We start from the raw sequence: 23980 nt of genomic DNA, 5'->3' as shown, positions 1-23980 counted from the left end.
GGATCGACCCGCTGGCGTGGGCCGATCCGCGGGACCTGCGGCGCGCATCTTGGGGCGCCGCCCCGGTTGCGCAAAGCGCGACCCCCGAAGTCTTTCGAGCCCAAAGCAACGCTGTGCCGGTCAGGGACGACCTGCGTTCGCCTTGTCGGATTTGCGGGTGCGGCGGCAGCGGTCGGAACAATAGCGGACCTCTGCCCAGACCTTTTCCCATTTCTTGCGCCAGGTGAACGGGCGGCCGCAGGTCGCGCAGGTCTTGACCGGCAGATCGCCCTTGCGGGTACCGCGCGGCATCAGAAATCGAAACTCTGCTGGCGGCTGTCGCCGGCGGGGCGCCGTTTTCGCGGCGCGCGATCGTTGACGAAATGGCGTTGCGGATCCTTGCGCGAGGCGTGCTTTCGCACCACCCGTGCGGCTTCGTCATGGAACCCCTCATTCTTGCGCACCGACCAGATGGCATCGCGGGCGGTCCTTGCCGCCTGTTTCACGTCGACCACCGGTGGCGGATAGTCGATCTGCCCGTCCCAGCGCCAAGGTTCCTGCAGGCAATCGTCGGGAACATCGACCAGTTCCCGGCACCAGCGGCGGGTGAAGGCGCCGGTCTGGTCCTGGTCGTGGCCCTGTTTGACCGGGTTGTAGATACGCAGGGTATTGATGCCGGTGGTGCCCGATTGCATCTGGACCTGGCTCCAGTGAATGCCCGGTTCGTAATCGGTGAACAATCTCGCCAGGTGCTGGCCCGTGCGCTGCCAGGGAAGCCAGAGGTGGTAGGAAGCGACGCTAATCAGCATCGAACGCATGCGGAAATTGAGCCAGCCCGTGGCGATCAGCGAGCGCATGCAGGCATCGACGAAGGGCAGCCCGGTTTCGCCCTTTTCCCATGCCTCAAGGCGCGCGGCATCCGGGGTTTCCGGGCGCAGGCCCTCATAGGCGCGGTGCAGGGCACGCCATTCCAGATCCGGCTCGTCCTCCAGCTTCTGGATGAAATGGTCGCGCCAGGCGAGGCGCGACTGAAAGCTTTTCAGGCTGCCGGACCACCCGGTCCGCGTGCCCCTAACTTCTCGCTGGCGGGCGGCGGTGGCGCGCACCGCCTCGCGCGGGCTGAGAGTGCCGAGGGCCAGGTGCGGCGACAGCCGCGAACAGGCGCTTGCGCCCTCCAGCGGGGTCGACATGGCCTTGCGATAATTCTGGCCGCGCTCTGTCAGGAAACTGTCGAGTAGCGCCTCGGCCTCGACGCGGCCGCCGCGCTGGCGTCCCGGGCAGGGATCGGTGGCCAACGCCAGGTCGGCAGCCTCTGGCAGGGCGTCGGACGGTTGCTGGACGGGCGGCAGCGCCCCGGGCGCCGGCAGCGGATCCTGCGCCATCAGCCGGTTGCGATGGGCGGCCCAGCCGTCACGGTCGTGCCGTCCACGGCGCACCGCCGACTGCGGCAATTCCTGCCAGCGCAGGCCCTGACCAGCAGCCCAGGCGGCCACGGCCCTGTCACGGGCAAAACTCCAGGCGTTGCCGGTTTCCTCGGTGCTGACCAACCAGTTTGCCCCGGTTTCCGCGCGCAGCGCCTCCAGCACGTCGACGGCCGGGCCGAACCGGATCACAAGGTCGCTGCCAAGGGCACGCAGGTCGGCGCGCAGCCCGGCCAGCGTCTCGCGCAGAAAGGCGTACTGGCGGGCAGAGGCGTCGGGCTGTTGCCACAGGCCCGGTTCAACGATGTAAAGCGGCAGGACAGGCCCGATCTCGCAAGCGCGCAACAACGCCGCGTTGTCGGCTACGCGCAGATCGCGCTTGAACCAGAGGATCACGGACATCAGGTCTCCTTTCGGCGGCGGTGCCATTGCAGCCCCCTCGGCTCCGACCTAGGGTCACGGCCAACAGCTTCCAGCCCCGCGAGGACCCGATGAAAGACGCCGCACCCAAGACCATCTATCTCAAGGACTACACTCCTTTCGGCTGGCAGGTCAGCGATGTGCACCTGACCTTTCGCCTTGCGCCCAAGTCGACGCGGGTGATCTCGAAGATCCATTTCGCGCCCAACCCCGAGGCCCCGGCACAGGACTTCTTTCTGCATGGCGAGGACCTGAAACTGATCCGCGCCACCATCGACGGGGTCGAGGTGACGCCGGAGGTCACGCCCGAGGGCCTGCGCTGTGCCGTGCCGGAAGGCCCGTTCCTCTGGGAAGCGGAGGTGGAAATCGCACCCGAAGACAACACCGCGCTGGAGGGGCTGTACATGTCCAGCGGCATGTACTGCACCCAGTGCGAGGCCGAAGGATTCCGCAAGATCACCTATTACCCCGACCGCCCCGACGTCATGAGCGTCTTTTCCGTGCGGATCGAGGGGGATTTGCCGGTGCTGCTGTCGAATGGCAATTCGGTCGACCGGGGCGAGGGCTGGGCCGAGTGGCACGATCCCTGGCCGAAGCCCGCCTACCTGTTCGCGCTGGTTGCCGGCGATCTCGTCAACCACCCGGACCGCTTCACCACCCGGTCGGGCAAGGAGGTCAAGCTGAACATCTGGGTGCGACCGGGAGACGAGGGCAAATGCGCCTTCGGCATGGAGGCGCTGAAGAAGTCGATGAAATGGGACGAGGATGTCTATGGCCGAGAATACGACCTGGACGTCTTCAACATCGTCGCCGTGGACGATTTCAACATGGGTGCAATGGAAAACAAGGGGCTGAACATCTTCAACTCCTCCTGCGTCCTGGCCTCGCCCGAAACCTCGACCGATGCCAATTTCGAACGCATCGAGGCGATCATCGCGCATGAGTATTTCCACAACTGGACCGGCAACCGCATCACCTGCCGCGACTGGTTCCAGCTGTGTCTGAAGGAAGGACTGACCGTCTTCCGCGACCAGCAGTTCACCGCGGACGTGCGTTCGGCCCCGGTGGCGCGCATCGACAACGTTGCCATGCTGCGCGGGCGCCAGTTCCCCGAGGACCAGGGACCGCTGGCGCACCCGGTCAGGCCCGAGAGTTTTCAGGAGATCAACAACTTCTACACCGCCACGGTCTATGAGAAAGGCGCCGAGGTGATCGGCATGCTGAAACGGCTGGTGGGCGATGCGGATTACGCCAAGGCGCTGGATCTGTATTTCGAGCGCCACGACGGCGATGCCGCCACGATCGAGGATTGGCTCAAGGTCTTCGAGGATGCCACCGGCCGCGACCTGTCGCAGTTCAAGCGCTGGTACAGCCAAGCCGGCACGCCGCGGGTCGAGGTGACGGAGGATTGGGCCGACGGAACCTATACGCTGACCTTCAAGCAGCACACGCCGCCCACGCCCGGACAGGACGTCAAGGAACCGCAGGTCATCCCCATGGCCGTGGGCCTGCTCAATCCCAACGGCGACGAGGTGGTACCGACCCGCGTTCTGGAAATCACCCAAGCCGAACAGAGCTTTTCCTTTGACGGGTTGGCCGCGCGGCCGGTGCCCTCGATCAACCGCGAGTTTTCCGCCCCCGTGGTGCTGGAGCGCGAACAGAGCCGCGAGGAACGCGCCTTTCTGCTGGCCCATGACACCGATCCCTTCAACCGTTGGGAGGCCTCTCGCCTGCTGGCCCGTGACAGCCTGATCGCCATGATCACCGAGGATGCCGGCCCCGACCTGGCCTGGCTGGACGGGCTGGAAAGGCTCTTGCGGGACCGCGATCTCGACCCGGCCTTCCGGGCGATGATGATGGGACGGCCCTCGGATTCGGAACTGGCGCAGGTGCTGTTCGAACGCGGCGTGACACCGGACCCGGACGCGATCTGGCAGGCCAAGGAAACGCTGGTTCAGGTCATGGCGGAACGCTGGGCCGACCTGCTGCCTCAGCTTGCCGCCGAAGGCCGGGTGGACGCGCCTTTTGCGCCGACCGCCGAGCAATCGGGCAAACGCGCCCTTGGCGGTTCCGCCCTGTCGCTGATCACCCAACTGGATGGCGGCAAGGCGGCGGAGGAGCAATTCGCCGGGGCCGACAACATGACGCTGCAACTTTCGGCGCTGGGGCAACTGGTGCGGGCTGGCAAGGATACAGAGGCGCTCGCCTCTTTCGAACAGCAGTGGAAGGGTGACCGGCTGGTCATGGACAAGTGGTTCGGGCTGCAGATCGGGATGACCGCGCCGGACAACGTGGTTCCGCGCGCCGAGGCGCTGACCGGGCATCCGGATTTCGACTGGAAAAACCCCAACCGGTTCCGCGCGGTCATGGGTTCTGTGGCCATGAGCCACGCCGGGTTCCATCGCAAGGACGGCGCGGGCTATGCCCTGCTCACCGACTGGCTGATCCGCCTCGATGACCTGAATCCGCAGACCACGGCGCGCATGACCTCGGCCTTCCAGACCTGGAAACGCTACGACGCGGACCGCCAGGACTTGATGCGAGCGCAACTGGAACGCCTGCAGGCCAAACCCAAGCTGAGCCGCGACACAGGCGAGATGGTGGCGCGCATCCTGGGCGCCTGAGCCTGCGCGGCGGCTGAAACGGCTTTTGCCGGCAAGAACGGCGCCGGGCACGCAAGCAATCTTGTGGCCCGCGCCAAAACCGCGATAGCCTGAGGCCGAACCACTCCGGAGACCGCGATGCGCCCTGTCCTAACTATTGCCGGCCGCAGGCCGTCCCCACTCTTTTCCGCCCGGACACTCCGCGCATGAACGGCGCGCTGATCATCACCGGCGCCAGCGCCGGGATCGGTGCGGCCACCGCGCGCATGGCGGCCTTTTCGGGCTGGCAGCGGATCGTCGTCCATTACGGCCAGGACAAGGCCGGGGCCGAAACGACCGCGGCGATGGTCGAAAGCATGGGGGCACAGGCCTACCTTGTGCAGGCGGATGTCTCCAAGCCCAAGGCCATCGAGAAGATGTTTGCCAAGCTGCGCGAGCTGAAGCCCGGCCCGGTCGGACTGGTCAACAACGCCGGCATCGTCTCTCCCCACGGCAGCATTGAAGACCTGACGCCCGAACGGGTTCAGAAAGTCTTTGCCGTCAATGTTTTCGGCGCGATCGAGGTCGCCCGGCAGACCGTCGGCCTGATGCGCGAATGGGGCATGGGGGGCGGGATCGTGAACATCTCTTCGATGGCCGCGCGATTGGGGTCGGCCCACCAGTACGTCGATTATGCGGCCAGCAAGGGCGCCATCGACACATTCACCCTGGGACTTGCCGATGAATTGGCGCCAGAGGGGATCCGCGTCAACGCCATCCGCCCCGGTCTGATCGAAACGGATATCCACGCCAAGGGCGGCCAGCCCGACCGGCTGGAACGGCTGGCCCCGACCACGCCCATGCGGCGCGCCGGCACGACCGAGGAATGCGCCGAGGCGATCCTCTGGCTGCTGTCCGAGCGGGCCTCCTATGTCACCCGTTCCATCCTCGACGTGTCGGGGGGACGGTGAACAGCCCCCTGGAACATGCTTCTTCGGGCCGGTCACTGCGGGCCTTTCTGGTGCTGATGCTGGTCTGGCTGGCGGCCATGACGCTGTGGTTCGTGCTACAGGCCTCGATCTGGATCGTCGGGGCGCTGCTTTTGGTCAGCCTCCCGGCCCTCATCGATTTCAGTACCGGGCGCAGCGCCTGGTTGCGATTGGACGACAACATGCTCCGCTGGGGATCGGGCGGGGCAACGGGCGAGGTTGCGTTGTCTCGGATCGCAGTGGCCCGCTTCGAAACGCGACTCGATTTCTCGATCCGGGTGCGGCTGGTGCTGGATGACGGGCGCCGCATCACTCTGCCGCAGGACAGCCTGCCGCCACATCCCCGGCTGCAAAAGGCGTTGGAGACGCGGGACATCAAGACGGAGCGGCATCATTTCGGGCTGATCTGACGCCTCAACAAATCGTCGCGCAACATACTGTTTAATTGAAATAATTTCAATCTCAGCCCGCCAGAACCACATCCCCTGACCCTAGCTTTTCCAAGGACAGACAGGCCTGAAACCGGCAACGACACCCCGCTATCTGGACCGCCGAATGGCAAGCCATCGCCGAAACCCTATGTCATGGGCGTGCACCCGCCGCAGCTGTGGTGTAAACTGCTCATGTAAGAGGCGCGCCCGTCATGGAAGTGTCACTAAATTATGATCTTGGGGCTAGAATGAAAGACCGCATCGACCCGCTGATCGCCGAACGCGCGCCCTGGTTGTTTTCCAGTTCTCCGGTTGTCCGGCCTGCCCGGGCCGTGCTGAACCGCATGTTGGGGTATGAAAAGACCATCGAGATCGGGACCCTCGTCAAGGACATGACCGCTGACCAGATCATGCAGGTCATGGCCGAGATGCTGGCCAAGGACCTGGAGTTCACGGGGCTTGAGAACGTGCCGCGACAGGGGCCGGCACTGATCGTGTCGAACCATCCGACCGGCATCGCCGACGGGATCATGCTGCATCATGTCATCGGCAAGATCCGGCGCGATACCTATTACTTTGCCAATCACGACATCATGCGCGTCCTGCCGCAATACGCCGAGATGATCGCCCCCGTCGAATGGCGCAAGGAAAAGCGCAGCCACGGCAAGACACGCGAGACAATGGCCTATACCCGCAAGGCGGTGGATGAAGGCCGGCTGGGTGTCATCTTCCCCTCGGGCCGCTTGGCGAAACGGCGCGGTCTGTCTCTGCATGAACGGCCCTGGATGGCCAGCGCGGCGATGATCGCGCGCAAGTTCGACCTGCCGGTCATCCCGGTGAACATCCGGGCCCGCAACTCGGTTCTGTTCTACCTGTTCGACCTGCTGCACCCGACGCTGCGCGACATCACCCTGTTCTACGAAACGCTGAACAAGGCCCGCCAGCCCTACCGCATCACCGTGGGCGAGGCGATCTCTCCCAAGGCGCTGCCAGCCAAGTCCGAGGACGGGATCGAGATGCTGCGCCGGGCAACCCTTGCCCTGGGGGGACCCAAGGCACCGGCGGTGTCGCTGGTGGATGCGACGCGCCGGCCCAGCTGGCTGAAGGCCTGAGCCTCAGTCCTCTGCCGGCACCGGGGCGTCCGCGACGTCCTGGACAGGGCCCAGCCCCTCGGGGCGTAGAACAGGGCGCAGTGACCGCGCAAGGCCCGTGCAATAGCTTTGCGACCGTGTCCAGGACTTGATGTCCTCGCGCTTGCGCCGGGAATGGAACGGCCCCCAATCCGCCGCCACACCCCGCATGCCGCGGCTTATGACCTTGTCGCGCGGCACGGTGACCGCCATGATCCGCAGCGCACAGGACAGGTTGTCCTCGGGGTCTTTCAACGCCGCGCCACTGCGCGCCTTGCATTTGTAAAAGCGCGCGGTCGGTGGATAGATCTGTACCAGCCCGAACCAGCGCCCGCCACCGCCCACGGCCCAGGGGCGATGGGTGCTTTCGTGCCAGGCGAGGGCCGAGATCAACCCGACCCAGAAGGCCTCTCTTTGGGTGCGGCCTGCACTGGGATAGGCAGGACAGTACTCGGCGATGTCACGCGGCACGAGGTCCGGCAATTGGCTGGCCTGCGCACGCAACCCCCGCAGGGCCGCGATGCTCCAGCTACGGCTGCCCTCGATATTGTCCCAGCGCGCCTTGGGCACGACGATCGTCTTGCGCGCCTTGGGCCGCAAGGACTCTGGAACCGCGAGGCGCGAGATCTCCGCCGCGGGTGGGCTGAGCGGCGCATGCAGGGCAACGGCCCCGGCGGGATCGGGATTGGCGAAAGCAGCCTGACCCGCAAGGGCGAGACCGCAAAGAATGGCAGCAGCTTTTTTCATTTGTCCTGAAATGTCGCCCGGGGCGCTGAACGTTGCAAGCGTAGCTGCCGCCGCAGGGCCATGAACCACCGAAAAACAAGGCGGATCTCTGCCAATCGCCCCAGCCTTGGCGATGCACTGTTCGCCCGCCCGCAACATGTTGTCCCCCGCCCGGCACCAAAGCCCGGCCTTCGCCGGCAGAAAGACAGCGCAATTCCCGCAAGCCGCCGGATTTTGGCCGCGAATCGCGGGCAGTTTGAGGTCATGACGATACATCACCTGTTTCCCTCGGTACGCGCCGTACGCGCTCGTTTGTCGCCCCGTTTGGCGATCCCCGCCACCATCCCGGCCACGAAACCCCCGGCGCCTCGGCATCCGCCGGTCCACCTCCCCCTGTGCGATCCCGGCCCCGATGCGCTGGCCTGTGAGCATCTTCGCGCACGCGGGCAGTTCCTGGCCCGGCAGGAGGACTGGGAACAGCTCGGCACGGAAATCGCCACGGCAGAGGCCGAGCGGCGCCTGACGCCGGGACTGCGCTCGGCCGCGTCGATGCTGGCCGAGGGCGCGCGCCGCGACGTGACCGCGGCCATCGCCGAGGCGATCAACCGGGGCCAACAGCGCGAGGTACAGGCAACCGTCGCCTCGCTGGACCCCTTGCTGGCCGAGATGCCCGCCTGCCCTGTGATCGCCCAGATCGTCGCGACGGTTCATGTCGAGACCGCTCGTGCCTGGCGCGCCGCCGACGATGCAACAGCCCCCGCGACCGACCGTCAGAAAGCTTTTGCCCGGCATATGGCCACCGCAACGCGACTGAACGACCGGTTCGACCCCTTCGAACATCAATCACCGCTCTGGGCGGTGGTGCGTTGCGCGGTGCTGGAGGCGGACCCGGCGCCGCGGGACCGCGTGGCCGACGATTTCGAGGATCTGATCGATCTCGACCCCGGCAACCCCTGGCACATGTGGCAGTTCGGCAAGGCCCTGCGCCCCACGCGCTTTGGCAGCTGGGAACAGCTGGATGCGCAGGCCCGCCGCACCGCGGCGCGGACCGGCGATCTCTGGGGCAGCGGCGGCTATGCCTGGATCTACCTTGGCGCGCTCTGCAAGGAGGCCGGCGCTTTTGCCCGACTTGATTCCGAGCTCTTCGTGGAAGGGCTGCACGACATTCTGACGCGTCATCCGACGCAGGACATGGCCAACCGGATGGCCGCCCTGATCGGGCACACGCTGGGCGGGCCGACCCCGGCGGGCAGCACGCGGCGCCGGGTCGCGGATTGCCTGGGCTGGATTGCGCAGGATCACCTGCGTGAGTTGCACCCCGAGATCTGGGCCAAGGTTCCTGAACGCCAGACAGGCGGAACGCCGCACCACCACGCGGCCCATCCGGGCGAGGCGCGTGCGCTGGACTGCCTGGCAGAGTTCTATGCCCCCGCGCTGGACACGGGTCGGCGGCTGCACTTCGGGCCGGATGGAATGCGGATGATCAAGGAGGACTGACGGGCGGGCCTTGCCCCCTGCCCCGCGCTGTTCTAGACCGCTCGGCAACCCGTTTTCCGATGAGGACCGCCATGCTGGATCTGACCTATGAAGCGCCCAAACCCAAGGTGATCGCCGGGGCCAAGCACGACTGGGAGCTGGTCATCGGGATGGAGGTGCACGCGCAGGTGGCCAGCCAGGCCAAGCTGTTCTCGGGCGCCTCGACCAAATTCGGTGCCGAACCCAACTCCAACGTCTCCTTCGTGGATGCGGCCATGCCCGGCATGCTGCCCGTGATCAACGAATACTGCATCGAACAGGCGGTGCGCACCGGGCTGGGCCTGAAGGCGGAAATCAACCTAGTCAGCGCCTTCGACCGCAAGAACTACTTTTACCCCGACCTGCCGCAAGGTTACCAGATTTCCCAGCTCTATCATCCGCTTGTGGGTGAGGGGGAAATCATCGTCGACATGGAGCCGGGGATTGCCCGCAAGGTGCGCGTCGAGCGCATCCACGTCGAACAGGATGCGGGCAAGTCGATCCACGACATGGATCCGCACATGTCCTTCGTCGATTTGAACCGGACCGGCGTGGCACTGATGGAAATCGTAAGCCGCCCCGACATCCGCGGGCCGGAAGAGGCCGCGGCCTATATCGCCAAGCTGCGGCAGATCCTGCGCTACCTGGGTACCTGCGACGGCAACATGCAGAACGGCAACCTTCGGGCCGACGTCAACGTCTCGGTCTGCCTGCCGGGACAGTACGAGAAGTACATGGAAACGCAGGATTTTTCGCATCTCGGCACGCGCTGCGAAATCAAGAACATGAACTCGATGCGGTTCATCCAGCAGGCCATCGACTATGAGGCCAAGCGCCAGATCGGGATTCTCGAGGCAGGCGGAGAAATCGTCCAGGAGACCCGCCTTTACGACCCGGACAAGGGCGAAACGCGGTCCATGCGGTCCAAGGAAGAAGCCCACGATTACAGGTACTTCCCCTGCCCCGACCTGCTTCCGCTGGAAATCGAACAGGGTTGGGTGGACGACATCGCCGCCAGCCTGCCGGAACTGCCGGACGAGAAAAAGGCGCGGTTCGTCAAGGACTTCGGCCTGTCGGAATACGATGCCAGCGTGCTGACCGCAGAGGTGGTGAACGCCGCCTATTTCGAAGAAGTCGTGACCGCCTCGGGCGATGGCAAGCTCTCGGCCAACTGGGTCATCAACGAGCTGTTCGGCCGCCTCAAGAAAGACGACACCGAGATCACCGAAAGCCCGGTCAATCCCGCTCAACTGGCCGGAATCATTAGGCTTATCAAGTCAGACGCCATCAGCGGCAAGATCGCCAAGGACCTCTTCGAGATCGTCTATACCGAGGGCGGCGACCCGGAGAAGATCGTCGAAGAGCGCGGCATGAAGCAGGTGACAGACACCGGCGCCATCGAAACGGCGGTGGACGAAATCATCGCCGCCAACCCGGCGCAGGTGGAAAAAGCCAAACAGAACCCGAAACTTGCGGGTTGGTTCGTGGGCCAGGTCATGAAGGCCACCGGCGGCAAGGCGAACCCCAAGGCCGTCAACCAGATCGTCAGCGCCAAGCTGGGTTTGTAAGGCGTCTTTCGACCTTTGGGCCATGTACAAAACGTACGTTTTGTACGGCGTTTTCCGCATTTTGTACAAAACATGCGACGCGGCCCATCGGGGCCGCGTTTCGCGTTTCCTCACGCCGGTCTTTGCGGGCAAGGACCCAACCTGCCCCAAGGTAAGGAATCCCTTACTGCCGTGGCGTCAACGCAATTTGTTAACGTTCTGTTACCGGGGGTTGATAGATCTCCAGAGCGTCAGGATTGATCGGCGCGACACGCAAAAGATTGAAACGGGGGCTTTCATCCGTTTGTTGACTGAAAGTTGGGGCGCGGTCCACAAGGACCACGCCCCTTTTCCGTTCCCCCCTGATCGTGGCGGGCCACAGCTCAGCCGTCGAGGTCCAGCGACAATGCGTGGATTTCCGCCACAAGATCCGGCCCCAGCGCCTTGTGCACGGCCCGGTGACGGGCAATGCGGCTTTTCCCTGCCAGTTCCGGCGCGCGCAGCACGACGTGGAAATGGCTTTCGCCGCTGCCATCGTCGCCCGCATGGCCGGCATGGCGCGCGCTGTCGTTGCGCACCTCGATCAGGCTCGGCTGAAAGGCCGCCTCTAGTTTCATCTGGATTTCATCGGCTCGCGACATTTTTCGCAGGACCCCCTGTATCTCGTTCCGCGATAGTCTATGCTCCGGTGTCCGAGTCGAGAAGAGGTGCGAGATGAGCAAACCTGACCCCTTCGGTTTCGACATGTCCGTTAAGTCCGCGAAAAAGAAAAACCCGCGCGGACGGAAGGGCATGACTGGCGCACAGGAGACATCCACGCGCATCTGCGACCATGACGGTTGCGAGGAACCGGGCAAATTCCGCGCGCCCAAGGCGCCTGACGTGCTGGATGATTTCTACTGGTTCTGCAAGGACCACGTCCGGGAATACAACGCCAAGTGGTCCTTCTTCGACGGCAAGACCGAGGCGGAGATGAACGCCCAGGAATCCTCGGACAAGGTCTGGGAGCGCAAGACCAAGGACTGGCGCGACCCCGAGGCCAAGGCCTGGGCGCGGCTGGGCATCGAGGACCCGCACCAGGTTCTGGGCGACAAGGCCACGCGCAACCCCGGCCGCAACAAGCCCGGCGGCGGCCGCAAGCTGCCCCCGACCGAACGCAAGGCATTGGATATCCTCGATGCCAAGGACAACATGTCCAAGGCCGAGATCCGCAAGGTCTACAAGTCGCTCATCAAGGTGCTGCACCCGGACATGAACGGCGGCGATCGCAGCCAGGAAGAACAGTTGCAGCAGGTGGTCTGGGCCTGGGACCAGATCAAGGACAGCCGCAGCTTCAAGTAGGCGGCACCCGGGTCGGGACGCGGGTCGGACATTTCTTTGAGTCAGAGGCTGGGTCCGGGTATTCCGGACCCATTTTCGTCGCGGTTCCGGTGCTAGGCTGGGTCAAACCGCCAGGAGTTCGATACGCATGTCCGCCCCCCCCCGCCGCCTGGCCCTTTCGGCGCAGCACCTGCCGCTGATTCCTTCGATTTCGATCCGGACCGGCACGCCGGCTTGCCCCTGATCGTCATCGGCCACCCGATCGGGATGGCCCAGCACATCAGCCGCAAGGAATGCCGGGCGGCGGCGCGCAATCTGCTGGCGAACAACCGGCTCCGCCACACCTGTGACACGCTGCGCGGTAATTCCGGCTCGCCGGTGATCGGCGAGGACGGTCGCAAGGTCGTGGCTCTGCATCACGCCGGGGATTCGATCATCAGCGTCAATTTTGCCGTCCCGATTGCGGCCATCGCTGAACGATCGCCTATCGTGGCCGCGCTGACCGAAGCGGCGGAACCTGTCACGGCCAGGCCGCCGCGCGGATCGGAGTCACCGCCGAGACGCTGTCGCGGCTGGAACGGGGACGGCAGGCGACGCTGACCATCTACCCGGCGGCAGCCCCGGATACCCCCGTGGCACTGCCCATTTCCCTGCGCGGTTTCACCCGTACTCTGTCGGAGGTTTCCACAATGAACTGAGCAGGGCCGGCAGGCCCCTTCGACCGGGTTGCAGAATTCGCTGGACAGGTAAATTGACGCGACGTAACGTCGGATTCGGGCAATTTTTCAGCCCTTAAGACCCACCAACGGAAACGGGCGCGTGGCCCTAGTCCAGCCACACGCCCGTTTTTCTTTGTCTGCCGCGCCGCCCCGTCAGGCCGGGCGGAATTTCAGGCTGACACCGTTGATGCAATGGCGTTTGCCCGTGGGCGGCGGACCATCGTCGAAGATGTGCCCCAGGTGCGAGCCGCAACGGCGACAATGGCATTCGGTCCGGGTCACGAAGAGCTTGCGGTCGGGCTTGGTCTCGATGGCGTTCGGCAGGGCCTGATAGAAGGAGGGCCAGCCGGTGCCGCTCTTGAACTTGGTTTCCGATGCGTAAAGCGGCAGGTCACAGCCCTTGCACAGAAAGGTGCCCTTGCGCGTTTCGTCGTTGAGCGGTGAGGTGAAGGCGCGTTCCGTCCCTTCCTCGCGCATGACGCGATACTCAGCATCGGTCAGCATGGCGCGCCATTCCGCCTTGCTGCGGGTGATCTCGAAATTGCTGTCGGCGGCCAGGGCGCTGCGCGTGAAGAACGGCAGCACAGCCCCGGCGGCGATAAAGTTGCGTCGTTTCATCGGGGCCTCCTCTTTTGTGGGAAAGATTGCGCACCCCGGCCTGCGGGGGCAAGCACGGGGCGCGCACGATTGCGCGAGGCGCCAACTGGGGGTTGCTTTGCCACGCGCAACCGATCGCTTTACTGCTTGGGCAGCAAGACGCGGTCGATGACGTGGATCACGCCGTTCGACTGCTTGACGTCCGCGATGGTGACGGTCGCGGTGCGCCCGTTCTCGTCGGTCAGGGTGATCTCGTCACCATCCATCTTGGCCTGCAGGGTGCAGCCGCCGACCGTGGGCACCGGGTGCATGCCGCCGTCATCGGCGATCATGCCGGCAATGGCGTCGGACATGGCGTTGGCCGCCACGACGTGACAGGTCAGGATCGTGGTCAGCTGGTCCTTGGCCTCGGGCTGCAGCAGCGCGTTCAGGCTTTCGGGCTTGATCTTGCCGAAGGCGTCATCGGTCGGTGCGAAGACGGTGAACGGGCCTTCGCCGGACAGCGTGTCGACAAGGCCGGCCGCCTTGACCGCGGTGACGAGCGTTTCGTGATCTGCCGAGTTCACGGCATTTTCGACGATGGTCTTGTCGGGGAACATCGGGGCGCCACCCACCATTGGGTTGCCGGTATCGGAATGGCTGGCCGCAAAGGCGGCGCCGGACACGGTCACGAGGGCAACTGCTGCGAAGGTCTTGAGGGGTTTCATTTGGTGTTCCTTCCTGTTTCTCTGTCGTTTCGGGGGCTGCACCTCCTTGGTGCGGCTGACCGGAGTCACGAGACAGCGAGACGAAAGTTTCGCGCCGGACGATCACAAGCCGTTCACGGAACCGTGAGCATCCCGGTGCCAAGCGCGCCTTTGATTGACGTCATGTCGTTTTCGGCAGCGGCATCGGTGGTGTGCTGCGCTACATGAGGCGCAAGAATACAAGGAGCGCAGATGTTTCTTTCGGTCTTCGACATGTTCAAGGTGGGGATCGGCCCGTCGTCCTCGCACACGATGGGCCCGATGGTCGCGGCGGCCCGTTTCCTGGACAAGCTGCGCGCCGCGCCCTTCGCGGTTCACGGGCTGCGCGCTTCGCTGCACGGCTCGCTGGCCTTTACCGGGGTGGGCCATGCCACCGACCGCGCCACAGTGCTGGGACTGGCCGGTTTCGTGCCGGAAACCTACGACAACGACAAGGCCGAGGCAGCACTGGCTGAGATCGCGAAAACCCACAGCGTCACGCCCGAGGGCCTGCCCGCGCTGCGGTTCGACCCGTCCCGGGACCTTGTCTTCGATTACGACGAGACGCTGCCGGGCCATGCCAACGGGATGATCCTGCGGGCCACGGACGCGCAGGGCGACGTGATCCTGCAAGAGGTCTATTACTCGGTCGGCGGCGGCTTTGTCCTGACAGAGGCGGAACTGGCGGCCGGCAAGGACACGGATGAGGGCACCCCTGTCCCCCACCCCTTCAAGACCGCCGCGGAAATGCTTGACATGGCGAAGAAATCCGGGCGCAGCATCGCCGAGATGAAACGCGCGAACGAGGTGTCGCGCGGGTGTGCCGACAGCCTGGACAAGGGGGTGGCACAGATCTGGCAGGTGATGGAGGACTGCATCGACCGCGGCCTGACCTCGGACGGGGTCCTGCCCGGCGGGCTGAACGTGAAACGCCGCGCCAAGAACATCCATGACCAGTTGCAGGCCGAACGGGGCATGAACCTCAGCGCGCCGCACACGATCAACGACTGGATGAGCGTCTACGCGATGGCGGTGAACGAGGAAAACGCCGCCGGGGGCCAGGTGGTCACGGCGCCGACCAATGGTGCGGCGGGCGTTGTCCCGGCGGTGATCCGCTACTGGCTGGACCATGTGCCCGGCGCCACGCGCGCCCGCATCCCCGAATTCCTGCTGACCGCTGCGGCAATCGGCGGTTTGGTGAAATACAACGCTTCGATCTCGGGCGCCGAGGCCGGCTGCCAGGCAGAGGTCGGCAGCGCCAGTGCAATGGCGGCGGCGGGGCTGTGCGCCGTCATGGGCGGGACGCCGGAACAGGTTGAAAACGCGGCTGAAATCGCGCTGGAACATCACCTTGGCATGACCTGCGACCCGGTCAAGGGGCTGGTCCAGGTGCCCTGTATCGAACGCAACGGTCTGGGCGCGATCAAGGCGGTCTCGGCCGCCTCGCTTTCGCTGCGGGGGGACGGCACCCACCTTGTGCCGCTCGATGCCTGCATCGAGACCATGCGCCAGACCGGCCACGACATGAGCGAGAAATACAAGGAGACCTCGCTGGGCGGGCTGGCGGTCAACGTGCCCAACTGCTGATCCCGGATCGCGGCGCGGCGCTCAGCTGGTGACGCTCACCATCATGAACTTGGCGCCTTGTCCGCGATCCGTGACCAGCCGCACCTCGCCGTGTTCGCGATAGCGCAGCGAGTCCCCCGCGCCGAGATTATAGCCCGATCCGTCCAGGCTGACGTGCAGATAGCCGCTGAGCAGCACGATATGGTGCTCCTGCCCGACAACCTCGGGCGACTCCTGCACCATCTCGGAATTGGGCGTCATCTTGCATTCGACCACCTCACCTGCCAGGGCCGAGGCGGCAGGAGAGACGAACCGCTTGGCCAACCCGGTCTCGCCATCGCGCCAGACCGCTTGTTCCTCGCGCGTGACATGGGCGGAAAACCCGTCCTCGATCATGGCAAAGAGGCGGGAGAGGGACATGTCATGCGCCGCCGCCAGGCGCGAAAGAACCTCTGCCGAAGGACTGACCTCGGCGTTTTCCAGCCGCGACAGCGCCGCGCGGCTGACGCCGCTTGCAGCGGCGAGTTGATCCAGCGTCCAGCCACGGGCAGCCCGTAGCGCCGACAGGCGCCCGGCGAGGCGGACCGTCAGATCGCTCTTCATTTTTATCCCCCCGGGAAACAATCCCGTATCTCGAATTAGATACAGATTCCCGCTGAAAGGCAAGAATTGCGCGGCTTCGGTCCTGTTAGAATTGGCCATATATCCGGTAGAGCGCCCTGCCCCGAATATGCCAATTCGGGTTTTATTCAGCGTTTCCAGCGGCCAATAAGGCAAAGTTCAGGCAAGCTGTCAGGCGTTCCAGCGGATGCTGCCCAGGTCCGCGATGTCATACCCCCCCAATCGGGCCGCCTGGTCCCGGAGGGGGTCGCCTTTGCAGAAGTCGAGCAGCGCCTGCACCGGCGCCTCGAAATACTCCCGCCGGTCGATCAGCAGGTCAAAGTACTCTTCGATCAAAGGCAGGAATCGCAGACCGAAATCCCGGGCCAGCGTCTCCAGCCCGAAGGTCGCATCGGCCTCGCCCCGGGCCACGGCCTGCACGGCCTCGGTCTCGGTCCGCGACACCGGTGCCAGCGCAAGCGCCGCGTGATCCAGCCCGGCCTCCTCTGCCAGATCTCCGAACAGTTTGGCGGTGCCCGAAAGCGGCTGACGCGGCGCGAAACGACGCCCCACAAGATCGTCCAGACCGGTGATCCCCGTCTCGTCCGGGCGCACCACCAGCCCGCGGCGGCGGCGGGCAAAGGCCACCAACACCGCGTCGCGGGTCTTGTCGACGCTGGGCACGTTCCAGTCGCCGGCTTCGGAATGATAGACATGCAGGCCGCAGGCGACGCCTTCGCGCGCGTTGAACCTTGCCAGCCCGTCGAGGGAGCCGTCGAAATAGGTGGCAAGACCGCAGCGGCTTTCGCGGACAGCCCAGTCCAACAGCGGATCGTGGCTGCCCAGCAGGATCGGCGGGCGGGCCACCGTGTCTTGCGGGCCCGTCGTATGCGAGTCGATCCAGGCATAGACGTCGCGCGCGGGAAACAGCAGCTTGCCGGTCGCGCGCGAACAGGGAACCCCGCCTGAGGCGGCGAGGTCGTAGATCTTGCGTTCCTTCAGCCGCAGCAGTTCTGCCAGTTCGGCGACTGTGAAATACTCGGGCGTCTTGACGCTGGACATCCGGGCCTCCTGGCCCGCTGGTCCGGTTTATGCGGGCTGCCTCGCGACCGGTCCTAGATCAATCCGGAGCGTTCGGAAAGAAGAGTTGTTGCCCGTCGACCTCGTATTCGGCAATGGCTGCCTGGCCTGCATCCGAAAGCAGCCAATCGGCAAAGACCTGGGCGCCGTCGACGTTGGCCGACGGACACTTGTCGGCAGAAAGCGGGATGACGCCGTACTGGTTGAACAGGTCCGCATCGCCCTCGACCATGATCTCGTAATCCTGCTTGTTCTTGAAGCTGATCCAGGTGGCCCGGTCGGTCATGACATAGGCCCCCATGCCGATGCCCGCATTCAGCGTCGCACCCATGCCCGACCCGGTTTCACGATACCAATCGCCGGAGGCATTGGCCGGATCGACAGAACTGGCGCCCCAGAGCGAGACCTCTTTCTTGTGGGTGCCGGAATCATCCCCGCGGGAGGCAAAGAGCGCCTGCGCCGCAGCGATCTTTTCCAGCGCCGGCTGGACATCGTCCATGCCTGCCACGCCGGCCGGGTCGGAAGAGGGGCCGACAATGACAAAATCATTGTACATCAGATCGGTACGCGACGCCCCGAAGCCGTCGGCCACGAATTGCTCTTCCGCCGGCCTGGCGTGGACCAGCAGCACGTCACCGTCGCAGTTGCGGGCATTGCGGATGGCCTGCCCGGTGCCCACCGCAACCACGTTGACCTGAATGCCCGTCGCCTCGGCAAAGATCGGCAGCAGGTGGTCGTAGAGACCCGAGTTCGCGGTCGAGGTGGTCGACTGGACCAGGATGTCGTCGGCCAATGCGGCCGAGGGCAGCGACAGGGCGCAGAAAAGCGCCGCAAGGCGAAGCGGTTTCATGGAATATCTCCTCCGTAGGGTCTTGAATGATGTCAGAGCACGAGGCCGCCCGAGACATGCGCCCGGGCCGCCGGTGTTCGTGGGCCTGCAAAGAACCGGTCGGCTGTGGCCTGTTCGGCCACCCGTCCGCCGTGCAGGAAGACGATCTCGTCCGCCAACCGGCGGGCCTGGCCGATGTCATGAGTGACAAGGATCACGCGGGTGCCGTTGCGCACGGCCTTCAGCACGATTTCCTCGATGCGATTGACGGACGCCGGGTCCAGGCTGGCCGTGGGTTCGTCCAGGAACAGCACCTCGGGTTCGGTGGCCAAGGCGCGGGCCAGCGCCAGGCGCTGCGCCTCTCCCCCGGACAGCAGGCGGGCGGGCTGGCGGGCCTTGTCGCCCAGGCCAACATGGTCCAGCAGGGCACTACGACGGGCACGCGGCAGGTTGCGCGACCTTAGCACGAAATCCACGTTCGCGGCGACGGACCGGCGCAGCAGCACCGGTTTCTGGAACACAAGCGCCTGTCGCGAGGTGACCTGTTCGGGCGCGGTCCCGTTCCAGTCTATCTCGCCCGCATCTGGCTCAAGAAGGCCGTGCAACAGCCTGAGAAACTGCGTTTTTCCGGCTCCATTCGGACCAAGGAGGACGGTGCAGCCCGTCGGCCCCAGGTCCAGGTCCAGGCCGTTCAGGATGCGACGTCCGCCGAGGGTCAGGCACAGGCCGCGCACCCGCAGGGGAAGAAGGTTCGAGGCCGGGATGGCGCCCGCTGTCAGGGCTTCGGGCCCGTGGATTATGGCTTCACGCATGGGCTTGTCTCACGGCAGTCAGGCGCAGGCTGTGGACCAGGGCATTGACCCCCAGCGCCAGGATCATCAGCACGATGCCCAGCCCCAGGGCCAGCGGCAGGTCCCCTTTCGAGGTCTCGAGCGCGATGGCGGTTGTCATGACCCGGGTCATGTGGTCGATGTTGCCGCCCACGATCATGACGGCGCCCACCTCGGCCACGGCGCGGCCAAAACCCGCCAGCGCCACGGTCAGAAGCGCGTAGCGCGCATCCCAGAGCAGCGCCTGCACGGTCTGGCGGGCGCTGAGGCAAAGCGAGCGGAAGTGATCGGCATATTCCGCGTGCATATCCTCGATCACCTGGCGCGACAGGGCGGCGACGATGGGGGCAATCAGGATGGTCTGGGCGATGATCATGGCGGTGGGCGTATAGAGCAGTCCCAGAAAGCCCAAGGGCCCCGCCCGCGACAGGTGCAGGTAGACGATCAGCCCCACGACCACCGGCGGCAGGCCCATCAGCGCGTTCATCACCACCAGGACCGCCCCCCGGCCGGGAAAGCGGTTGGTGGCGACCAGCGCGCCGATCGGAAGGCCAATGACACAAGCGGCGGTCGTGGCGGTCAGGCTGACGCGCAGCGACAGGGCCACGATCTCGATGAGATCGTCATCGCCCGAGAGGACAAGCGTCATGGCGACGGTAAGTGCCTCCCCCATGTCTTGCATGTGATCTCCTGCAAAATTTCCGGCCACACGCCGCGTTTCGCACAGAAGGTATGAAAAGACAGCCCCTGCCCGCAAGAAGAAAAGCGAGACAAAACGGCCATACATCGAAGAAATCATGGCTATTGGCGGGTCAGATTGACCCGCCAGCGTAAACGCATAAAATGCATGATTTTGCAGTTACCCGGGCGCGCCTTCTGGCGGCCTCACTCGCCCCAGGTCGCCACCTTGCGGTCCACGGTCTTGCGCGAAACGCCAAGGCGCCGCGCGGCCTCGGCCCGATTGCCGCCCGACAGTTCAAGGACGTGCATGATGTGCCGCTGCATCACCAGGTCGAGGTTCTCGATGGCCTGCACCCCGGTGACCGACCCGCTGCCGGAGAAATCATCCGGAAAGCTGCCAAGGATGACCGAGCGTTCGACGAGGTTGCGCAACTCGCGCACGTTGCCCGGCCAGGGATAGCGGCTGAGCTTCAACAGGGTCTCATCGTCCAGTTTCAGTTCCGGCAGGCCCAGCGCCCGTGAAAAGTGCTGGATGAAGAGCGCGGCAAGTTCCACGATGTCCTCGGACCGGTCGCTGAGCGGCGGCATCTCGATCCGCAGCACGTTGATGCGATGGTACAGATCCGCGCGAAAGCGCCCGGCCTCCACCGCCTTGTCGAGATCGGTATTGGTGGCGAAGGTCAGGCGCAGGTCCAGCGGGATCTCGCGTTCGGCGCGGAGCGGGCGGATGCGCTGATCCTCGATCACCCTGAGCAGCGCCGCCTGCAGGGTTTCCGACATCTGCGCCACCTCGTCGAGGAACAGCGTGCCGCCATCGGCCAGCAGGAACAGGCCCGGGCGCAGTCGGTCGCCTTCGACCTCGCCAAACAGCTCGGCGGCGATGCGGTCGGGCGCGATGGCGGCGCAATTCACCGCCACGAAGGGCCGTTCCGACCGGCCGCCCATCTGGTGCAGCGTGCGCGCGGCCAGTTCCTTTCCCGTGCCGGTCGCGCCGGTAAACAGCACCGGCGTCGGCAGCGGCGCCAGTTTCTCCAGCATGGCGCGCACCGCCTGCATCGGCGCCGACCGTCCCAGCAGCCGTGTCTCGCCCTCGGCCTGCAGGGCGTGGCGCAACAGGCGGTTGTCGCGGCGCAGCGCGCCGCGATCCAGCGTGCGCGCCACGGCGCCGATCAACTGGTTGGCGCGAAAGGGTTTCAGGACGAAATCGCTGACGCCCGCACGCAGCGCGGCGATGGCGGTTTCAAGATCGGCATAGGCGGTGATCAGCACCGTTTCGGCATAAAGCCCCTTGCGCCGCTGTTCCGTCACCCAGTCGATGCCCGACCCGCCGGGCATCTTGTTGTCGACCACGATGACGTCGAACTGCGCCTCGTCCAGGCGTTCCGTTGCCTCGCGTGCCGATCCCGCCTCGGCCACGGTCTTGACCCGCGGGCCCAGCGTCTTGGCCAGGAAATTGCGCATGCCCGGTTCGTCGTCGACGACCAGCACCGAGGCACCGCTAAGGGCCTGTCCATAATCATCCAGTGGGCTCATGGCTGACAGTCTAACCGGGCTGCCAGATCAGTCGAGCCGGACATTGGCGCCGGACTGCTTGTCGGCGGAGGAGAACCCCATCTCGTTCAGCCCGTACCAGGCGCCGACGGCCAGCAGGATCATCGCGGCGAACCCCGAGAGCATGGCTTTCATTTGCTGCTTCCTTCAGTTGCGGATTTGAGAAAGGCGATCAGGTCAGCCCGGTCAGAGGGCTGCGCGATCACCTGCATGGGCATCTTGGAGCCGGGGATGTAGTGGTCCGGCCCCTCGTCGAACAGGGCGTCTATGGTCTCATCCGTCCAGGCGAAACCGGCGCCGGCCAACGTGTCGGAATAGCTGTAGCCCGGCAGGGTTCCGGCCTGGCGGCCAAAGACACCGTGCAGGGTCGGCCCGGCCTTGCGCGACGGCCCTTCGGTCAGAGCGTGACAGATCGAGCACTTGCGCATGAACTGCCGTTCGCCGTTGGTCATGGTTTCGGGGTCGCGCAGAAAGCTGCGCTGGCCCGAGCCTTCGGGCGCGTCGAGTTCGTCCAGCAAGGCCACGGGCCAGGCATAGACGACGTCGTCCAGCCCGCCCGCAAAGATCATCCGACCATCGGGTGAAAAGGCCAGCGCCCAGACCGGGCCGTGGCGCATGGCGCGGAAATCGCGGGTGATACGCCATTGGTCGGTGTCGACCACCATGACATAGCCGTGGCCGTCCCCAACCGCCAGTTGCGCCGTCTCGGCGTGCCAGGAGAGGGCAAGGATAGGTCGGCGGTCCAGCGTGAAATCGGCGATCTGGTCGCCGGTCGCGGCGTCGATCACGCGGGTGCCGCCGTCCACGGCGCCATAGGCAATCCAGCCGGGACCAATGGCCAGCCGGTTGATGCCAAAGCCATGTTCGACCAGCGGCAGGGGCGATCCGCCCGTGCCGAGGTCATATTGCAGCAGCACCCCCTTGGAGGTCGCCGCATAAAGGAACCGGCCGTCCGGGGAATGGGCCACCGCGTTCACGCCCGCGCCGGGATAGGGCAGCTCGCCTGCCCTGCCCGCCTCTGTCAGTGGCCAGAGCCTGATGCTGCCGTCCCAGCTGCCGCTGGCGACATGGCTGCCGTCCGGCGCGACAGAGAGCGAGGTGACCTTGCCCTTGTGTTCGCCCAGCAGGCGGTCGACCGGGCGCCATTGGCGCACCGCGAAATCGTCCCCGCCAGAGACCAGCGCGCCGCCTGCCCCCCATGTCAGCGCGGTGACCGCTGCCGCGTGCCCTTCCAGCCAGGTGGGCACGCGGCCGGCCCAGAGCCCGACGGAATTGTCGAAGCTGGCGCTGGTCACCGCGCCGCCGGGCGATACGGCCAGCGCCATGACCGGACCGCCATGCCCCTTGAGGGTGGTGAACTCCTCCGCGCCCGCGGGCAGGGCCGCGAGCGCGAGGGCGAGCAGCGCGGCCCGCATCATTCCGCCGGGGTGGCCCCGGTATCGGGGCTTTTCTTGCCGGTCCTGGCCTCGCGCGCCTTGACCTCATCGAGCCAGAGCGAGTGGTGCTGATGCGCCCAGGCCTCGTCGACCTCGCCCGAGCCCATCGCGTCGAAGGCGCCCTTCATCCCGATGGAGCCGATGTAGATATGCGCGATGATGATCGCCATGAGGACAAAGGCCACGATCGCGTGCCAGGCCTGTGCAAGCTGCATTTCCTCCTGCGGGGCCAGATCCGTCGGCAGCGCGCCGTAGCCCAGCCACTGGATGATGCCGGTGTCATTGATGATCGCAAAGGTCTTGGCAAAGAGCGGCAGCTCGAACGGAAACAGCAGCGACAGGCCCGAAAGCGAGATCGAGGCGCCCAGCAGGATGACCGACCAGAAGATGATCTTTTGCCCGCCGTTGAACTTCTTGGCCGGCGGGTGGTTCTTGCCGATGATGCCGCCCGCCTGGGCAAACCAGGTGATGTCGGTGCGGTCGGGGATGTTGTGCCAGACCCACATGACAAAGACCATCACCAGCCCCAGCATGAAGGGCCAGGCCAGGTTGTTGTGCACGAACTTCGCCGCGATCAGCAGCTGCGAGTTCAGCTCTGGCCCGAAGGTCGGCAGGATGAAGAACCGCCCGAAGAGCGTGAGCAGGCCGGAAAGGCCTAACAGCACAAAGGATCCGGCCAGCAGCCAGTGCGCAAAGCGTTCGATCGCCTGGAAGCGGGTCACGGTGCGCCCGGTCATCGGCTCGTCGAGACCGATCCGGCCGCGTACCATGTAGAAGAAGGCCAGCGCGATGATCGTGCCGATCAGCAGCCAGCCGCCATAGGTCGCCAGTGGCCCCTTGCGGAACTCGTACCAGGCCATGCCGCCATCCTGCACCAGCACCTTGGCCACGTCGCCGCCGGCAGAGACATTCACATCCGCCGCATCATAGCGCAGCGCGCGCCACAGGTCGGGGTCCGATGCACCGCCAAGCGGGGCCAGCGCAAGGGGCGCATCCGGGTCGGCGCCCGGCTGACCGAACTCGCGGCGAAAGCTGAGGTCGACGTCTTCGCCCCGTTGCCGGGCCAGGATGTCCTCCAGCGTCTGTGCGCCGCCGGTGGCCTTGCGGGCCTCGGCCAGGGCCGCCGGGTCGGTGCCCGTCTCTGCCGGCGCGGGAGGCCGGAAAATGAAGGTCAGCACGGCAAGGCCGGCCACCAGGAGGATGAACCATCCGAAACCGCTGGAACGTTGTGACATGACTGTCCCCGTCGAAAAGACACGCCGTGGACGCGGCAACCGTGTTGGCGGTGCCGGAGGCCCGAGGCGTC

25 protein-coding genes are annotated in these 23980 nt (G+C 65.4%); 10 read left to right on the top strand and 15 right to left on the bottom strand.

Annotated elements, in window-relative coordinates; genetic code table 11:
• Positions 1–120 precede the first annotated feature (120 nt).
• Entirely contained in the window at positions 121–291 is a 171-nt protein-coding gene (locus RBB42_RS14640; protein WP_305971126.1) for a DUF2256 domain-containing protein, read from the bottom strand.
• Positions 291–1802, bottom strand: coding sequence for an FAD-binding domain-containing protein (locus RBB42_RS14635; RefSeq protein ID WP_305971125.1), 1512 nt, complete (start codon positions 1800–1802; stop codon positions 291–293). Before RBB42_RS14635 ends, RBB42_RS14640 begins: the two co-directional genes overlap by 1 nt.
• 89 nt (positions 1803–1891) lie before the next feature.
• On the opposite strand from RBB42_RS14635, the gene pepN reads away from it, so the two are divergent.
• From pepN to RBB42_RS14615, 4 genes are all read left to right on the top strand, one after another.
• Positions 1892–4444, top strand: coding sequence for an aminopeptidase N (gene pepN / locus RBB42_RS14630; protein ID WP_305971124.1), 2553 nt, complete (start codon positions 1892–1894; stop codon positions 4442–4444).
• 185 nt (positions 4445–4629) lie between these two features.
• The gene (locus RBB42_RS14625) at positions 4630–5373 is read left to right on the top strand and encodes an SDR family oxidoreductase (RefSeq protein ID WP_305971123.1); all 744 of its coding nucleotides are present in this window, start codon (positions 4630–4632) and stop codon (positions 5371–5373) included.
• The gene (locus tag RBB42_RS14620; RefSeq protein ID WP_305971122.1) at positions 5370–5801 is read left to right on the top strand and encodes a hypothetical protein; all 432 of its coding nucleotides are present in this window, start codon (positions 5370–5372) and stop codon (positions 5799–5801) included. Before RBB42_RS14625 ends, RBB42_RS14620 begins: the two co-directional genes overlap by 4 nt.
• 269 nt (positions 5802–6070) lie before the next feature.
• Positions 6071–6934 (top strand): GNAT family N-acetyltransferase, encoded by an 864-nt coding sequence (locus tag RBB42_RS14615; RefSeq protein WP_305971121.1) that lies wholly within the window; start codon positions 6071–6073, stop codon positions 6932–6934.
• Between the two features lie 3 nt (positions 6935–6937).
• Here the strand turns inward: RBB42_RS14615 and RBB42_RS14610 are convergent, their stop codons facing one another.
• Entirely contained in the window at positions 6938–7699 is a 762-nt protein-coding gene (locus RBB42_RS14610) for a transglycosylase SLT domain-containing protein (RefSeq protein WP_305971120.1), read from the bottom strand.
• 243 nt (positions 7700–7942) lie between these two features.
• On the opposite strand from RBB42_RS14610, the gene RBB42_RS14605 reads away from it, so the two are divergent.
• Together RBB42_RS14605 and gatB are read left to right on the top strand one after the other, a co-directional pair.
• Complete coding sequence (locus tag RBB42_RS14605) at positions 7943–9175, top strand: hypothetical protein (protein ID WP_305971119.1); 1233 nt, start codon at positions 7943–7945, stop codon at positions 9173–9175.
• A 71-nt stretch (positions 9176–9246) separates the two neighbouring features.
• Complete coding sequence (gene gatB / locus RBB42_RS14600; RefSeq protein WP_305971118.1) at positions 9247–10761, top strand: Asp-tRNA(Asn)/Glu-tRNA(Gln) amidotransferase subunit GatB; 1515 nt, start codon at positions 9247–9249, stop codon at positions 10759–10761.
• A 362-nt stretch (positions 10762–11123) separates the two neighbouring features.
• Here gatB and RBB42_RS14595 read toward each other — a convergent pair whose 3' ends face one another.
• The gene (locus RBB42_RS14595) at positions 11124–11381 is read right to left on the bottom strand and encodes a BolA family protein (RefSeq protein ID WP_305971117.1); all 258 of its coding nucleotides are present in this window, start codon (positions 11379–11381) and stop codon (positions 11124–11126) included.
• Positions 11382–11454: 73 nt separating this feature from the next.
• Here RBB42_RS14595 and RBB42_RS14590 point away from each other — a divergent pair, with 73 nt between their 5' ends.
• The 3 genes from RBB42_RS14590 to RBB42_RS28130 all read left to right on the top strand — a co-directional run bounded on the left by RBB42_RS14590 (position 11455) and on the right by RBB42_RS28130 (position 12758).
• Positions 11455–12081 (top strand): J domain-containing protein, encoded by a 627-nt coding sequence (locus tag RBB42_RS14590; protein WP_305971116.1) that lies wholly within the window; start codon positions 11455–11457, stop codon positions 12079–12081.
• Positions 12082–12294: 213 nt separating this feature from the next.
• Positions 12295–12660 (top strand): trypsin-like serine peptidase, encoded by a 366-nt coding sequence (locus RBB42_RS14585; protein ID WP_371931836.1) that lies wholly within the window; start codon positions 12295–12297, stop codon positions 12658–12660.
• Positions 12603–12758: an invasion associated locus B family protein gene (locus RBB42_RS28130; RefSeq protein ID WP_371931802.1), complete on the top strand. Its 156-nt coding sequence runs from the start codon at positions 12603–12605 to the stop codon at positions 12756–12758. The genes RBB42_RS14585 and RBB42_RS28130 overlap by 58 nt, the downstream gene beginning before the upstream one ends.
• 174 nt (positions 12759–12932) lie before the next feature.
• Here the strand turns inward: RBB42_RS28130 and msrB are convergent, their stop codons facing one another.
• Together msrB and RBB42_RS14575 are read right to left on the bottom strand one after the other, a co-directional pair.
• Positions 12933–13397, bottom strand: coding sequence for a peptide-methionine (R)-S-oxide reductase MsrB (gene msrB, locus RBB42_RS14580; RefSeq protein WP_305971115.1), 465 nt, complete (start codon positions 13395–13397; stop codon positions 12933–12935).
• 119 nt (positions 13398–13516) lie between these two features.
• Positions 13517–14083: a fasciclin domain-containing protein gene (locus tag RBB42_RS14575; protein ID WP_371931800.1), complete on the bottom strand. Its 567-nt coding sequence runs from the start codon at positions 14081–14083 to the stop codon at positions 13517–13519.
• 231 nt (positions 14084–14314) lie between these two features.
• Here RBB42_RS14575 and RBB42_RS14570 point away from each other — a divergent pair, with 231 nt between their 5' ends.
• Positions 14315–15688, top strand: a complete 1374-nt coding sequence (locus RBB42_RS14570; protein WP_305971114.1) for an L-serine ammonia-lyase — start codon at positions 14315–14317, stop codon at positions 15686–15688.
• Positions 15689–15709: 21 nt separating this feature from the next.
• On the opposite strand, the gene RBB42_RS14565 is transcribed toward RBB42_RS14570, so the two are convergent.
• The 9 genes from RBB42_RS14565 to RBB42_RS14525 form a co-directional block, all read right to left on the bottom strand.
• Entirely contained in the window at positions 15710–16270 is a 561-nt protein-coding gene (locus RBB42_RS14565; RefSeq protein ID WP_305971113.1) for a helix-turn-helix domain-containing protein, read from the bottom strand.
• A 189-nt stretch (positions 16271–16459) separates the two neighbouring features.
• The gene (locus RBB42_RS14560) at positions 16460–17329 is read right to left on the bottom strand and encodes a substrate-binding domain-containing protein (RefSeq protein ID WP_305971112.1); all 870 of its coding nucleotides are present in this window, start codon (positions 17327–17329) and stop codon (positions 16460–16462) included.
• Positions 17330–17387: 58 nt separating this feature from the next.
• Positions 17388–18197, bottom strand: coding sequence for an ABC transporter substrate-binding protein (locus tag RBB42_RS14555; protein WP_305971111.1), 810 nt, complete (start codon positions 18195–18197; stop codon positions 17388–17390).
• A 32-nt stretch (positions 18198–18229) separates the two neighbouring features.
• Positions 18230–18988, bottom strand: coding sequence for an ATP-binding cassette domain-containing protein (locus RBB42_RS14550; RefSeq protein WP_305971110.1), 759 nt, complete (start codon positions 18986–18988; stop codon positions 18230–18232).
• Complete coding sequence (locus RBB42_RS14545; RefSeq protein WP_305971109.1) at positions 18981–19688, bottom strand: ABC transporter permease; 708 nt, start codon at positions 19686–19688, stop codon at positions 18981–18983. The genes RBB42_RS14550 and RBB42_RS14545 overlap by 8 nt, the downstream gene beginning before the upstream one ends.
• Positions 19689–19891: 203 nt before the next feature.
• Positions 19892–21220 (bottom strand): sigma-54-dependent transcriptional regulator, encoded by a 1329-nt coding sequence (locus tag RBB42_RS14540; protein ID WP_305971108.1) that lies wholly within the window; start codon positions 21218–21220, stop codon positions 19892–19894.
• A 27-nt stretch (positions 21221–21247) separates the two neighbouring features.
• Positions 21248–21373 (bottom strand): hypothetical protein, encoded by a 126-nt coding sequence (locus RBB42_RS14535; RefSeq protein ID WP_305971107.1) that lies wholly within the window; start codon positions 21371–21373, stop codon positions 21248–21250.
• The gene (locus RBB42_RS14530; protein ID WP_305971152.1) at positions 21370–22653 is read right to left on the bottom strand and encodes a c-type cytochrome; all 1284 of its coding nucleotides are present in this window, start codon (positions 22651–22653) and stop codon (positions 21370–21372) included. The genes RBB42_RS14535 and RBB42_RS14530 overlap by 4 nt, the downstream gene beginning before the upstream one ends.
• Entirely contained in the window at positions 22653–23909 is a 1257-nt protein-coding gene (locus RBB42_RS14525) for a formate dehydrogenase subunit gamma (protein WP_305971106.1), read from the bottom strand. The genes RBB42_RS14530 and RBB42_RS14525 overlap by 1 nt, the downstream gene beginning before the upstream one ends.
• Positions 23910–23980: the final 71 nt, after the last annotated feature.

This window comes from Mameliella sp. MMSF_3455, assembly GCF_030733205.1.
Taxonomy (GTDB): domain Bacteria; phylum Pseudomonadota; class Alphaproteobacteria; order Rhodobacterales; family Rhodobacteraceae; genus Antarctobacter.
This window is presented reverse-complemented; position numbering and strand designations above follow the sequence as displayed.